Here is a 14,147-nt window from a genome sequence, read left to right on the forward strand (position 1 = left end):
CTCATATGTGTCTTGGATTACCCGCCGGGTTGTCTGTTCAGTTTCGTAAGAGCAGCGAAGTTGTCCCACTGGCGGATTGCACAAGTTACCGTTCTGCTTTGTTCAAACCTTGACAGCGGGTGAAGATCTGCTCGGGTGTGACTGGCAATCGGTCGATGTGTATGCCATCGGCAATGGCATCATCTATGGCGGAAGCGATCGCCGCTCCGGCGGCAATGATGCCAATTTCCCCAAGGCCCTTGGCGCCGAAGGGGTTGTCGGGTGACTTGGCATCTTCAGTTACAAAGCAGTCGACGTTCGGCATCTCCTGAGCGCCTGGTAACAAGTAGTCCATGAACGAAGTCGTAATAGGCTGTCCGTCCTCTTCGTAAAGGAACTCCTCGTAAAGCGCACCCCCAATTCCTTGAACAGCGGCACCTATGATTTGGCCCCTTGTGGTCAGGGGGTTGATTACCCGCCCGGCTTCCGTGGACGTGGAAAAGCGGAGAATCTTATGACCGCCTGTGTCAGGATCTAGCTCGATTTGCACCAGGGTTACGCCGTATGGGTAGTTCATGGCGTTGTTCACGTAGACGGCGTCCGCAGCCAGGCCGGGTTCGTCATTGTCCGCCCTCGCTGTGAAAGGGTCCCTCGCCGCTGCGATTTCGTACAGCGTAATTTGTTGATCGGTGCCCTTGACCTTGAAACTGCCTGCAGTCAGTTCGAGGTCGTCGGGATCGACTTCCAACATCTCGGCGGCCAGACGTCTGGCTTTATCCACCACTGCAAGCGCTGCCTTGCGGGCAGCACCTCCGGCGAGAACGGTTGAACGGCTGGACCAGGAACCAACGCCGTCCGGAATAAGCTCCGTATCGCTGTGAACGATGTCGATGTTTTCGGGAGCGATCTGTAGCTCTTCGGCGACAATCTGGGCCAGAACCGTCTCGATTCCCTGCCCTACCGAAGAAGCTCCGGTCTTGACCGTAACGCGGCCGGCACGGCTGACGTCGACACCGCCTGTTTCGAAAAGCCCCAGCCCTGCTTTGTCCATCAGCACGCCCAGGCCTACGCCCACTTTTCGGCCCTCTGCCCGCAACTGTCTGGATTCCTCAAGCCACTCTGGAAAGTTTGCTGCCTGCAGCGCTTCGTCAAAATGTTTGACTACATCTCCCGAGTCGAAGTGGTACGGCTCGTGGACGATATCAAGACCCGGCGCCCAAGGGAGGTCCTCCGCCGTTAAAAGGTTCCGTCGCCGGAATTCCGTCTTACTGAGGCCGATTTCTTCACAAGCCAGATCGAAAATCCGCTCGCGAGCGAAGGTGGATTCGTAGCGTCCGGGCGCACGATACGCGCCGACAGGTGTTTTGTTGGTAAACACGGCGTGCAACGTAGCATCGTAAGCAGGGACCCGGTAGGGGCCGAACACGATACCGGCAGTAATGTCGCTGACCAGCGGCTCCGCTTGCCTGAAAAAGGCACCATGATTGTGGAAAATTTCGTCCTTCATGCCGAGGATTCTGCCCTCAGCATCGAGCGCGAGTTCGAGGTTATGCACCATTTCCCGGGCATGGGACGTGGCAGTCATGTGCTCGACGCGGTCCTCAATCCATTTGATCGGTACTCCCAACGCACGGGCCGCCCAAGCTGCAACGACGGTCTCTGGGAAGACTCCGCCCTTCACGCCGAAATTTCCGCCGACTTCCACGTGTTTCATCCGTACGTTGACCTCGGGAAGATCTAGCATCTTGGCGATGATCCTCCGGTTGTCATGCACATGCACGGTGCCCCAGATGAACAATGTGTCCCTTGCCGGGTCGGGCTGTACCAGTACGGCCCGTGGTTCCATAGGTACACCGGAATGGCGGTTGGTGACGTACTTGTGGCGGATGACGTGCTCCGCTTCGGCGAAGGCCCGATCAATATCGCCGTAGGCCTTTTTGATGCGTGCACCTTCGTTGCCACGCCCCGGAAAAAGCTCGACCTCACCGGTCAACGCTTCTTCCGGGTCCAAGAGGACCGGGAGCGGCTCATACTCGATGGAGACAAGTTCAGCCGCGTCTTCGGCACGATAAGGATCAACTGCAAGGACAGCAACCACCGGTTGCCCCACGTACAGCACCTTGTCTACTGCCAGGACAGGGTGACTAAAGTCCTCAATTTTGTCATATATCTCGTGGTATCCCAGCTCTTCCAAGAGGACGGAACCCAAGTGTCGTGTGTGCTCAGACGTGATAACCATTCGTACGCCTGGAGTCTTTTCAGCTTCAGTAACATCAATGGACACGATCCGGGCATGGGCCTGTGTTGAACGGACAATGCGCATATGCAATTGCCCGGGCACTCCCAGATCGCCAGCGAATGTTGCTGATCCAGTAAGTAGCCGGCGGTCCTCGCGCCGCAGCACCTCCTGGCCTATCCATGCCTGCCTGTTGCCCTCGTCCGCGCCGGCTCTACCGTTGTCAGGGATGAGCGTTTTAGCCTTTGCCATCATGCGCTCAGTATGTCATCGGGCCGTCCAGCCCGGATGTTCAGGCATTGACAAAAACGCGACCTAAGTATCCGCAGTTAGTAGGCGCCCTCGCGCAGCTTCCATAGCATGATCATTTCGCAGCCCCCTTGTGCGGGGGTCACGGAAGCTGAATTTAGGGAGATGGCAGGATGACTGTAACTTCGCAAGTGAAACCTGAAGATGAAATGCTGAACTGGGGACGTCTTATCCTTGACGGCGTTTCCTACTCAGACATGGTGGGTGCCCGCGATAGGCCCAAGGAGATCACCTGGTTTGACTACTGGATGAATCTCGCAAATGACTATGAGCAGGAAGCGGAAAGAAAAGTGGCCCTGGGCCATGACCTGTCCGCCGGGGAGCTCCTGATGTCAGCTGCACTTTGCGCCCAGTACGCTCAGTTCCTCTGGTTCGACGAGCGCCGACAGAAGGGCCAAGCTCGAAAAGTTGAGCTATATCAGAAAGCAGCTCCACTTCTGTCCCCCCCTGCAGAGCGTCACGAGCTGGTCGTTGACGGCATACCGATGCCTGTCTACGTCCGCATTCCTGAGGGCCCGGGACCACACCCCGCCGTCATCATGCTCGGGGGTCTTGAGAGTACCAAAGAGGAAAGTTTCCAGATGGAAAACCTTGTGCTCGATCGGGGAATGGCTACAGCCACATTTGACGGGCCCGGCCAGGGCGAAATGTTCGAACACAAGCGGCTTGCGGGTGATTACGAAAAATACACGTCCGCGGTAGTGGATCTTCTCACCGGACTTGAAACAATCCGGAACGATGCTATCGCAGTGCTGGGGCGCAGCTTGGGCGGTAACTATGCTCTCAAATCTGCCGCATGTGAACCGCGTTTGGCCGCATGCATCTCTTGGGGCGGATTCTCGGACCTGGACTACTGGGACCTCGAAACTCCTCTGACAAAGGAAAGCTGGAGGTACGTCTCCAAGGTTGGCACTCTCGAGGAAGCAAGGCAGCACGTCCACGCGGCTTTGGAGACCCGGGACGTCCTTCCGCAGATCACATGCCCGACGTACATCCTGCACGGGGTTCACGACGAGGTTCCATTGTCCTTCGTGGATACCGTTGTTGACTTGGTGCCGAAACAACACCTGCACCTAGTAGTTGAAAAGGACGGCGATCACTGCTGCCACAACCTTGGAATCCGACCGAGGCTTGAAATGGCAGACTGGCTCTATGATGTTCTGGTAGCCGGAAAGAAGCTCACCCCGACAATGAAGGGGTGGCCCCTCAATGGATAAAATCAGGAAGATCAGTACCGGCACGGCGCCGCTTGAATCCTGGCAGCCGGATGGTGTCACCGTCCAAGAGGGAAACCCCAGTGGTCATGGGTTCACGCTCTTCGAACGTACTTCCTCTCCTCAATTCGGCACGGGTATCTTCACCTCGCAGCCCAGCACAACAACCTATGAACTTATGGACAACGAGATAATTTACGTTGTCGAAGGCTCGGCAACGCTCACTCTGGCGTCCCAAGAGCCGGTGTCCGTGACTGCCGGCGACCTGGTATTCCTGCCGAAGGGGCATGTGTCGACTTGGGAGTTTCACGAGCCCTTCAAGGAGATCTGGTTCTTGGTTGAATAAGAGCTGCCATCAGCGACACCGCAACGTGGCCACTTACGGTGCTGGCTGCGGGAGAGCGGGAGACTCCTCTAGCCCTCCGAGCTCAAGCTTCATGGCATCGACCATCCGCCAGAGTCTGATGGCGACGGGCAATTCATCTCGCAGCACTCCTCTTGAACCTATTTTGGCTTCGATCAGTTTCAGCCGATAGGCGATAGTTCGGCTGTGCACTCCCAGGCGCTGTGCAGCCAACGCCGCATTCTGGCCCGAAGCAAAATAAGCTTCGAGGGTTTCGACCAGCCTGCTCGGGGGGTCTTGGTGCAATCCGAGACCCCCCAATTCGTCGGAGATGAATGACGTTACTGCGGCGAGATCCCGCGTAGCCAACGCCTCAAGCATGACATCTTCATACCAAGTAACCTGGGTGCCCAGTTTTTGGGCGACCGACTCGGCTTCCAACGCCCGTCTATGGGAAACTACGAATCCATCGACACCTTCGCTTAGAGTCCCAAACGCAATCCTTGTATCCTTCGGCAAGGCATCTGCGAGGACAACTTGCGGTGAGGGCAGTCGATTCGACCACTCGGCCCAGATATAGCCGGTCTCATCCTCGGCCGTGATAACAAGGGGGCGAATCCGCGAGGCGGCGCCGAGCGTACGAGCAACAGCCTCAACGCCTTCGCCCGATACCACCGCAGCCAGGTGCCGGCCTGAAAGGTTGTAGGAAAATACTGTCGAATCTATTGGGAGCCCGGCGAGGAGGGCCCTCAACGACGATAGCTTCCTGCGATTCTGGCTTTGCCTCGAAAAGGCAGTGCTCTCCATTTGGTACGTTTCGATGATGGAAGCGGAAACTCTATCGTTCCAAGCGAAATGGCTCGCACTGGCATGCCTTAGAACCTTTGACCTTTGGAGGGGATCGATGATGATTCGGTGCGCCTCTTCAAGGATAAACTCCCACAACGTGGCTTGGGCCGCCCTAGATCCCCTGAGTAGGTGATGGAGGTCGACGCCCGCCCGTGCCGCCAACCTCACTTCGCGGAGAGTCTCATTGGAAGCCCTGGTGGCTCCTACCCGCCCTTGACCGATGTATTCGAGGACATCGCGCAAGGAAGCCGTGATGGTTTCCGATTCTGCCTCTGTAAGAGACGAGTTCCGTGTCGCGGTCGAATAGTCTTCGTACGCATACTGCAGTCTTGCCCTAATACAGTCGTAGATTTCAGGAATCCTTGCCTTCACGGCAGCGGAGAGTTCATCCAGTCCTTCCTCAATGGTCATACACTGAGACTATCAACGGAGCTGGCCTGCGCCGAGACGCAGGTAGCGCGCATGAAGTAGGAACATGATCCAGACGCAACTTCTATCGGCAATATCGGCTGCCATTACAGCAGATATAGATCAGCTGTCCGACTTTATGGTCCGTCGACTCCAAGATGATGTTCAGGCTGGTGTGGGCTTAGACCCGGCACTGGCGCAGCGGAGGTCTGAGCGGCTCGCCGCTGCCTTGCTATCTATCAGCAGGGCATTGTCCGGGTCAGAGGAACCCGACGAGAATTTTCTTGCCGAGGCCACCCTCGAGGCGCGTGAGACAGCCCAAGCCGGCGTGGATCTACTCGAACTCATTCACACCTATCGAGTGCTGCAGTCTGCGACGTGGGATGTGCTCTTGGACTTTACAACCACTCTTGTCCCGGATGCATCACAGCAATTGGAAATTCAGAAGTGGGTCTCTCAGCTGCAGCATCGGTGGCACGACGTTGTAGTCGCCAATGTCATCGACGCGTATCGTTCGGAACAGCATCGGTTCTTTTATAAGTCGGAGGATCACCGGCTTAGAAATGAGTTGCGGGATTTCATTGCAGGACGGCGCACTGCCCGACCTAACGCGAAGTACGCCTTTGAAGGACAACATTTATCCGTGGTGGCCTGGGGACATGATCCAAAGGGTACGATCGACCGCGCCGCTACGCTTATCAACAGCGATGCGCCTTTGATACTGGAAAGCACTGGCGGAGCGTTTTTGGGCTGGTTGGCGGTACCGGAGGGCCAGGATGCCGTCGCGCAAGTCAGTGAAAGTGACTTGCCTGATGGTGCACATTTAGCTCTAGGGTCCCTTGATAAGGGCTTCTCCGGGTTCCGGCGCAGTCACCAGCGCGCATGGAGGGCCTATAAAGTGGGCCGTCTGACGGGCGCGCGGATAACCTTATATTCCGATGTGGCTCTCGAAGCTGTCTTCGCCACAAATATGCAGGCGGTGCGTGACCTGGTCTCGCAGCAGTTGGGCCCTTTGCTCAGCGACCCCCGCAGAGACATACTTTGCGACACCCTTCGGGCTTATTTCTCGGCCGGTTGCAACGCCGTAGCGGCTGCAACGGCGCTCCAGGTCCATGAGCGCACCGTCGCCTACCGGCTCAGATCCATTGAAGAACGGCTTGGCATAAGCGTTGCAGAACGCAATGTGGAGCTCCTCGTCGCACTACGGCTTTATGGCTTGTTGAAGTCAATTGCTGGGACCGACATTCTGTAGTGAAGGTCAGCGTCCAGTGCTAGCGCGTCGCGGGATTGTCTGTTCTAGGTAGGTCGCGGCACTGATTTGTCCCATGACGCAGAGCGTAAATTCATACCAAGGGGGCAAAGTAGTGACATGAACAATGAGCGCGGCCGGCGGTACTGCCCGTGAAGCCACCTTCTTTCGATTACGTTGTTGCCGATTCGGTTGAGCATGCGCTCCGCCTGCTGGCGGATGGCGGCGATGACGCGAAGGTCATCGCCGGCGGTCAAAGCTTAGTCCCGCTCCTAAATTTCCGGATGGCCCGTCCGTCCCTTTTGGTCGATATAAACCGCATACCTGGTTTGGCAAACATCAAGAAATCCGATCAAACTATTGCGATCGGCGCCTTGACCCGTCATGCGAAGCTAACAAGCTCCAAAACCATTTCGCAAAACCTTCCAATCCTGTCGGAAGCGGCGGCGTGGATCGCGCACCCTCAAATTCGTACTCGAGGAACGATCGGCGGCTCCCTTGCACATGCCGATGCAGCCGCAGAGCTGCCCGTAGTCCTGCTAGCCCTTGACGCCTCCGTCACCGCAAAGTCTCTACAAGGCGAGCGGAATATTCCTATAAAGGAACTATTGGTCTCGCATTTTGTCTCAAGCATCCTTCCCGGCGAGCTCATTGTGGAGGTAAACGTACCTCTGCTGCCTCCTGGAACCGGTGCTGCATTTGATGAATTTTCCCGAAGACATGGTGATTACGCCATAGGAGGGGCTGCATCCATCGTCACCTTGGACGCGCAAGGCAAATGTTCGCGGGCGAGGATTACTGTCTTGGGCGGAGGGTCAACCGCCATTCGCTGTCAAGAGGCGGAGAGCATCCTGATTGATAGCACTCTCTCCAGTCAAGATATTGTCGCCGCTGCGCGCGCCGCGGTACAGGGTCTTGACCCCGTGCCCACAGTGCACGGGAGTGCTTCCTACCGTGCACAAGTTATTCGGACGCTCGTCGAAAGAACCCTCGCCCAAGCACTGGACCGCGCGAGACCGACACAGGAAAGCAGGGATCACCGATGAATGCCTTTCACCTAACGGTTGAAGTAAATGGAGTCAACCACGAAACGGACGTCGAGCCTCGCCGGCTCCTTGCGGACTTCCTACGGGATGACCTGCACCTCAGGGGTACTCGAGTAGGCTGCGAGCACGGCGTATGCGGTTCCTGTACTGTGCTGATGGATGGCCAGCCCGTGCGATCCTGCACCGTGCTGGCCGTACAGGCGAACAATTCCAGGATTGAAACCGTCGAAAGCCTACAGCAGGACGGACAGCTTCACCCGCTGCAAAGTTCCTTCTCAAAATGCCATGCCTTGCAGTGTGGATTTTGCACCTCAGGATTCTTGATGACGCTTAAGCCTCTCTATGATGACGACGAGGTTACCCTCGATGCGACGAGTGCTCGCGAAGTTATCTCGGGAAATATTTGTCGTTGTACGGGATACCAGCAAATTGTGGAAGCTACAGTAGAAGCCTTCAATTGTAGGGCTCACGACGACTGACTCTAATCTCGACCCCTTCGCGGGGCTCAACGTTTCGGCGTCCCCATCATCCCCTAACAGCTTTCCCCGTGGCGGTTATGGATATTTCCGAAACAGAAATTCCCATAGGCACTCTGCATAATAAAAACGCAGAATCTTAGAAGGCGAAGAATGCAACAACACGTGCTGAATCCTGATGATGACACGACCAGGATGAACGGACCGGATGAGCAATTCTGGCAGGCAGCTTCTGTACAGAAGATACTTCTCAGCGCAGCCTCCGCCTATCGGGATCCTGAGCATGTCTCGATATGGGAATCCTGGCCTCACGGCTGAAGGTCAAAGACACAGGACAAAACGAAAATGGACCGTAGCCGGAAATCCAGCGTAGCCATCGCGAGTGCAAGACTAAACAGCATCATGCGGTCCCTATGTTTCCGGGCCAGACACGACTCCTCCTGGCTCGGGATTCACCATCCTGGGATAACTGCGGGGAATGCAACATCTGCATTCCCCGCAGTTATCCCAGAGTATGACTACTCTGAACACAGGACGATGTCAGCCGTAAGCCATCACCAGCAGTTCAAGCCAGCGACCGTCGAGAAACCGATAGCGGCGGTTTGGGATCTCCCAAAAACGCCGTCGCTGGCGAGCAACATCTCCCAGGTCGTCTTCGGATATCTGAGCGTGCGCCTCACGACACCCGTGCGAATGCTGTGAAGCCTACGATCTGCTTTGTTGCAGATACTCATTCGATTCCGGCGGGAGCAGTGGGCGCCGACCCTTGTTCCCGGAAATCGCGCGATTGGTCCAACGGGCAACCCAGTTCCTCAAGACCTCGTTCCTGTGCCACCTAAATTCCACCGCCCGGAGCACGGTAACGCCAGGTAGTGCAGTGGGTACCGGAGGCTGACCTCCGGCTAGTCATCCGACGATGCGCCCGGCAGGCGGTCTGGTCAATTCCGGCACGAGCGAAATGCTGTTGCCGCTACCACCCCCGGCTCCGGCGCCATCAGCGTCACCGGACGCGGGCGCATCCCAAGGAAAGACCAACTCCGGAAAGAGGCCAGCCAGCCAGCAGAGATTTCATGCCGGTCACTGCCCGTAAACATGGTGGCACCTGCGTTCGGCCCGGCCACGAAACGGTCCATTTTATATGCTGGACACCTGACCAGCTCTGGAGCGGACAGTGGCGCCGGGACGGTTTCGCGTCCCGGCGCCAGCGAGAGAGGTTTAGCCCGGTATCCAGCTCCGGTCTACACACTCAGGGGTTTGGATCACGCTACTTTGCCACTGAGCGCGACGCGAAGCTCGGAGTCCCGCTCGCGCATTCCTGCGCGGACCGCATCAGCAAAATCGTAAACTCCCTCAGTAATTCGGCCAACTGCCTGATTTAGGCCTCCAGGCCGCAGGCTGGACCGTGAGTCAGTAACCGTCCGAAGGGCAATGACTCCAATAGCCACCCCGATACCCATCCAAACAAGTCGTTTCATTATTGGTTCTCCAAAACTCAGCGGCTTCGGCGGCCGGTAACGGGCTTGGAGTGATTTGCCAAGGCCGTCCTGACACCATGGCTGAAAGCCAACACCCTAATCAGTGGTGACCCGATCGAGGCCGCGACCAAGGACGACAGCGCGGAGAGATTGGCGCTGGCGTCCGAAACGTTCGATGCTATGTCGTCCACCTTCTTGAGTTGTTGATGTGTAGTGGAAACAGTAGCTGTTACCTCAGCCATCTGTTAGCGGCCATGAAAAACTGCCCATAGGCGGCCACGAAAGTGCCCGCTGGCGGCCAGCAGAACTGCCCGCCGGTGGCCATGAGATCTGCCCACTTCCTTACTTGTTCCTGCCGCGTCTTTAAGCGGTGGGGGCCTCTCCCTGCGGTTTGATGACGGTGTCTAAGCGCACCAAAAGCGAACCAGGAAGAGGCCCTGTATGAAGTCTGACGGAGAAATCATGGAAATTCTTGCTGCCTACGATCTGACCGGATCGTTGCGCGCCACCGCGGAGCTCACGGGCTGCTCGCACCACACCGTTGCTAAACACGTCACCGCCCGTGACGCGGGCCGGCCGATCGGGGAACCCGCGGCCCGCGGCCGGGTCACCGACGCGTTCCTGCCCAAGATCGAGGAATGGATCGAAGCCTCCAAGGGCCGGATCCGGGCCGACAAGGCCCACGAAAAGCTCCTCGCTCTGGGCTACACCGGTTCGGAACGGTCTACCCGCCGGGCGATCGCGCAGGTCAAAGCCGCGTGGCGGCTGGGCCACACCCGCGTCCACCGGCCGTGGATCACAGAACCGGGGATGTGGTTGCAGTACGACTTCGGCGACGGGCCCCGGATCGGCGGGGTGAAGACCATCCTTTTCGTGGCCTGGCTGGCGTTCTCACGCTTCCGCATCGTGATCCCGCTCAGGGACAGGACCGCGCCGAGCGTGTTCGCGGCCCTGGACCGGTGCTTCCGGATCCTCGGAGGGGCGCCGACCTATGTCCTCACGGACAACGAGAAGACCGTCACCACCGCCCACGTCGCCGGGGTCCCGGTGCGCAACCAGCAGACCCTGGACTTCGCCCGGCACTACGGGGTGACCGTGCTGACCTGCCAACCGGCGGACCCGGCCACCAAAGGCGGAGTCGAAGCGTCCGTGAAACTCGCCAAGGCCGACCTCGTGCCCAAAGACACCAACCTCCGCGATGACTACCGCACCTTCGCCGAGCTCGAGGCCCCGAGTTGCACAGGCTTAGTGCCCCGGTGCGTTGATCGGCGGTAGCCGGTCGAGGATGGCCCGTGCCTCCAGGTCGATGGCTGGCGCGGCGGTAATGGTCTGAGCTCCGATGCGCACGGTGACGGTGCGCAGGGGCTTGAGTGTCCGCACGAGCTTCTTGATCGTGACGCCGGTAGTGTCCTGGAGATGGCGTGCGATGGCGAGGGCTGCGAACACGACGGTGAGGTGGGCTTCGATGGCATCGCGCTGACGGTGGAACACGGGCCGGGCGCGTAGGTCGGATTTGGTCATGCGGAAGGACGCCTCGACCTGCCAGAGGTCGTGGTAGGCGGTGATCACCTCGGCGCCTGGCATCTTGGTTTCGGGGAGGTTGGTGACGTAGCCCTTGAGCCCCGAGAGCTGGCGGGCGCGGTCGATAGTGGCTTGGTCCAGGGTCTTCTGTGCGCCTGTGACCTTCAGGAATCTGGCCTTCTTCAAGGGAATCTTGCCGTCGGCGATGCGTTCGGCTTTGTCGATCATGAGATTGATGGTGCGGTTGTCACGCTTGGCTCGTTTGAAGGAGTACTGGTAGACAATCCGGCGCTCCCGGGCGGACTTGCCGGTGCCCATGACGCGCTTGGATTCAAGGATCTGCCCGTTTTCGAAGTAGTCCCCGCGGCGCTCAAAGTGCTCGGCCAGGTCGTAGGGGGCCTTGGTCAGGCGGGAACCGACGATGAAGGAAAACCCGGCATCTTCGAGCGCGTTCAGGTTCGCCGCCGAAAGCATTCCCGCGTCGGCGACGACAACCATGTTCGTCACCCCGTGCCGCTTCTGGAACGCTTCCAGAACGGGGATGAGGGTGGTTGTCTCGGCCTTGTTCCCCTCGAACAGATGCACTTCCAGCGGGAATCCGCCCGGATCCACGAGGAGCCCGACCTGGACCTGCGGGTCAACGCGGTGCTCCTTGCTCATCCCGACCTTGCGCAACGCGTCTTCGTCCTCATTCTCGAAGTGAAGCGTCGTGACATCGTAGAGCACCATCGCCGAGGTTCCCGTGGTCCGGGCCGAGTGGGCAAGGCACGCCTTGGCCAGCGTGCCGCGGTAGTCACGGTTCTGGCAGCGTTTCAGCGCCGCTCCCAAAGTGTTGCGGTGCGGGGCGGCTACGCCCAGATCCTCGAGTATCCCGACCGTGGCGGCTTTCGAAGCCGGTTCCACCAGCCGGGCGAGCACCATCGCAGCGAACGCGTCGTCCCCAAGTACGTCGAATCCCAGTCGGGAGTAGGCGTCCGCGAGGACTTCCCACAGGACCTCGCATCGTGAACCGGCGACCACCGCATTGTGCGCCGGGACCGCAGATTCTGAGCTTGCCGGGACGAGGTCGAGCTCAAAGGCCTGTTGGCCGGCGTTCAGACGCTCCTGCCCGGCGCGGACCAAGGCTGCCACTCCAGCCTCGTCGTGGGCTGAGCCGAGGTGCTCGAGGATCCGCCGGACCCCGGACCGCTTCTCAACGATTTGGACCGCGGTCGCGCCCGAGCCAGTTTTCACCTTCCGGATATGCGGGGACACCCCAGAAGGCTACCGTTAGTGCCCCATTTCAGAAGGTGACCCCGCCTTGAGCTGGGCAAACACTCCAGAACCCCAATTACCTGTGCAACTCGGGTCGAAGCGTCCGTGAAACTCGCCAAGGCCGACCTCGTGCCCAAAGACACCAACCTCCGCGATGACTACCGCACCTTCGCCGAGCTCGAGGCCGCCTGCACGGCGTTCATGGACGAGGTCAATCACCGTGAGCACCGGACGACGCGGCGGAAACCCGCGGCCATGCTCGCCGAGGAAGCCCCGCGGCTGCACCGGATCCCGGACACCGCCCACACGGTCGCGTTCGGCCTGGCCCGCGGCGTTCCGGAGAACACCCCAATGGTCACCTTCGAAAACGCCCAGTACTCCGTCCCGGCCCACCTGCTCGGAGCCCGGGTGTTCGTCCGCACCCACGGCACCGGGCCCGGCGAGCAGGTCATCATCGTCCACCACGGCACGACCGGGCCCGTCGAAGTCGCCCGCCACGAACGGGCACGGCCCGGCAGCCCCGCCATCAACGACGAACACTTCCCCGGAACCCGGGCGAAGCTCCCCGGCGACTACGAGGTGAGGGCCCGCAGCGCGGACGAGGCCGCGTTCCTGGCCATCGGCGAAGGCGCCAGAACCTGGCTCGTCGAGGCCGCCGCGGCCGGGACCGCAAGGATGAACGTGAAAATGGCCGAAGCCGTTACGCTGGCCAAAATCGCCGGCACTGATCAGGTCGACCGGGCCCTGGGCGACGCCGCCCTGCACGGCCGGTTCGCGCACCCGGACCTCGCCTCGATCTTGAACGCCAACATCCGCCGCACTACCACCCACGCCGCCAACGAAGCCACCTCCCTCACCCAAGGAACAGGGGCGTGGGCCGCGATCGGCAACCCCGCAACCATCACCACGCCGGAGGAGGCCCGATGAGCCCCGTCACCACGACCAATACCGTGGCTCCGCCGCTACCGGCGGACCTGGAGGCCCTGATGCGGTCCCTGAAAATGCCCCACGCCCGGGCGCTGGCCCCGGACCTGATCGCGACCGCCCGCGCCCAGCGGTGGGAACCGGCCGAGGTCATCAAGGCCCTCTTCACGGAGGAAGCCGCCGGCCGGGCCCGGTCCATGCTCGCTTCCCGCCGCAAAGCAGCCGGGTTCCCGACCGGGAAGACCTTCGAGGCGTGGGACCCTGCAGCGTCCTCCATCCCGGGCCCGACCCAGCAGGCACTGCGGACCCTGGAATGGATCACCCGCAGGGAAAACTTGGTCGTCTGCGGGCCCTCGGGGACGGGGAAGACGTTCTTCCTCGAAGCCCTCGGCCAGCAGGCCGTCGAAGCCGGAATGCGGGTCGCTTGGTTCAGGCTCGAGGACCTCGGCGTCCTCATCCGCGCCCACCGAACCGATGACAGCGTCACCCGGGCCGTTGCCCGGATCCTGCGCGCCGAGCTCGTGGTCATCGATGATATTGGTCTGTTGCCCGTGGCCACGGACGCCGCCGAAGGCCTCTACCGGGTCGTGGACGCAGCCTACGAAAAACGCTCCGTCGCGATCAGCTCCAACCTCCACCCCGCCGGGTTCGATGAGCTCATGCCCAAAACCCTCGCCACCGCCACCGTTGACCGACTGCTGCACCACGCCCACGTCTGCCAGACCAGCGGCGATTCCGTCCGTCTTACCCAGGCCCTCGCCGGAAAAGGAGTGACCCGCTTGAACTGACCAACCCAACGATGGCCGACCCCGCCGAAACGAATCAGTGGGCAGATCTGTTGGCCATAACCGGGCAGTTTTACTG

10 protein-coding genes and 3 pseudogenes are annotated in these 14,147 nt (G+C 59.7%); 8 read left to right on the top strand and 5 right to left on the bottom strand.

The genetic code is table 11. The annotated features are described in order from the left end of the window. Nucleotides 1-85 precede the first annotated feature (85 nt). Complete coding sequence (kdhC, locus tag AC4BCK_RS18145) at nucleotides 86-2,470, bottom strand: 6-hydroxypseudooxynicotine dehydrogenase complex subunit gamma (protein WP_363960023.1); 2,385 nt, start codon at nucleotides 2,468-2,470, stop codon at nucleotides 86-88. Nucleotides 2,471-2,637: 167 nt separating this feature from the next. On the opposite strand from kdhC, the gene AC4BCK_RS18150 reads away from it, so the two are divergent. Together AC4BCK_RS18150 and AC4BCK_RS18155 are read left to right on the top strand one after the other, a co-directional pair. Beyond that, nucleotides 2,638-3,741: a 2,6-dihydropseudooxynicotine hydrolase gene (locus tag AC4BCK_RS18150; protein ID WP_363960020.1), complete on the top strand. Its 1,104-nt coding sequence runs from the start codon at nucleotides 2,638-2,640 to the stop codon at nucleotides 3,739-3,741. Further along, a complete protein-coding gene (locus AC4BCK_RS18155) occupies nucleotides 3,734-4,084 on the top strand; it encodes a cupin domain-containing protein (protein ID WP_363960017.1) in 351 nt (116 codons plus the stop codon). Before AC4BCK_RS18150 ends, AC4BCK_RS18155 begins: the two co-directional genes overlap by 8 nt. A 33-nt stretch (nucleotides 4,085-4,117) precedes the next feature. On the opposite strand, the gene AC4BCK_RS18160 is transcribed toward AC4BCK_RS18155, so the two are convergent. After that, a complete protein-coding gene (locus AC4BCK_RS18160; protein ID WP_363960014.1) occupies nucleotides 4,118-5,341 on the bottom strand; it encodes a PucR family transcriptional regulator in 1,224 nt (407 codons plus the stop codon). Nucleotides 5,342-5,405: 64 nt separating this feature from the next. Here AC4BCK_RS18160 and AC4BCK_RS18165 point away from each other — a divergent pair, with 64 nt between their 5' ends. The 3 genes from AC4BCK_RS18165 to kdhB all read left to right on the top strand — a co-directional run bounded on the left by AC4BCK_RS18165 (nucleotide 5,406) and on the right by kdhB (nucleotide 8,112). Then, nucleotides 5,406-6,590: a PucR family transcriptional regulator gene (locus tag AC4BCK_RS18165; RefSeq protein ID WP_363960011.1), complete on the top strand. Its 1,185-nt coding sequence runs from the start codon at nucleotides 5,406-5,408 to the stop codon at nucleotides 6,588-6,590. A gap of 149 nt (nucleotides 6,591-6,739) precedes the next feature. Then, nucleotides 6,740-7,633 carry a 6-hydroxypseudooxynicotine dehydrogenase complex subunit alpha gene (kdhA, locus tag AC4BCK_RS18170; protein WP_363960008.1) on the top strand — a complete coding sequence of 298 codons (894 nt, stop codon included), beginning with the start codon at nucleotides 6,740-6,742 and terminating at the stop codon, nucleotides 7,631-7,633. Next, nucleotides 7,630-8,112 (top strand): 6-hydroxypseudooxynicotine dehydrogenase complex subunit beta, encoded by a 483-nt coding sequence (gene kdhB, locus AC4BCK_RS18175; RefSeq protein ID WP_363960005.1) that lies wholly within the window; start codon nucleotides 7,630-7,632, stop codon nucleotides 8,110-8,112. Before kdhA ends, kdhB begins: the two co-directional genes overlap by 4 nt. A 1,256-nt stretch (nucleotides 8,113-9,368) precedes the next feature. Here kdhB and AC4BCK_RS18180 read toward each other — a convergent pair. Beyond that, nucleotides 9,369-9,584 (bottom strand): hypothetical protein, encoded by a 216-nt coding sequence (locus tag AC4BCK_RS18180; RefSeq protein WP_363960002.1) that lies wholly within the window; start codon nucleotides 9,582-9,584, stop codon nucleotides 9,369-9,371. A 17-nt stretch (nucleotides 9,585-9,601) separates the two neighbouring features. Then, nucleotides 9,602-9,826, bottom strand: a pseudogene (locus AC4BCK_RS18185) (DUF948 domain-containing protein); the annotation flags it as partial. A 199-nt stretch (nucleotides 9,827-10,025) separates the two neighbouring features. On the opposite strand from AC4BCK_RS18185, the pseudogene istA reads away from it, so the two are divergent. After that, nucleotides 10,026-10,835: pseudogene (gene istA / locus AC4BCK_RS18190) on the top strand (IS21 family transposase); the annotation flags it as partial. Here the strand turns inward: istA and AC4BCK_RS18195 are convergent. Continuing rightward, a complete protein-coding gene (locus tag AC4BCK_RS18195; protein ID WP_363960563.1) occupies nucleotides 10,830-12,359 on the bottom strand; it encodes an IS1634 family transposase in 1,530 nt (509 codons plus the stop codon). The pseudogene istA and the gene AC4BCK_RS18195 overlap by 6 nt on opposite strands. A gap of 93 nt (nucleotides 12,360-12,452) precedes the next feature. Between AC4BCK_RS18195 and AC4BCK_RS18200 the strand changes: the two are divergent. Together AC4BCK_RS18200 and istB are read left to right on the top strand one after the other, a co-directional pair. Beyond that, nucleotides 12,453-13,286 (top strand): annotated as a pseudogene (locus tag AC4BCK_RS18200) (IS21 family transposase); the annotation flags it as partial. After that, entirely contained in the window at nucleotides 13,283-14,071 is a 789-nt protein-coding gene (gene istB / locus AC4BCK_RS18205; RefSeq protein ID WP_237428195.1) for an IS21-like element helper ATPase IstB, read from the top strand. The pseudogene AC4BCK_RS18200 and the gene istB, both read left to right, overlap by 4 nt. Nucleotides 14,072-14,147 lie beyond the last annotated feature (76 nt).

It is taken from the genome of Pseudarthrobacter sp. As-47 (assembly GCF_058215595.1).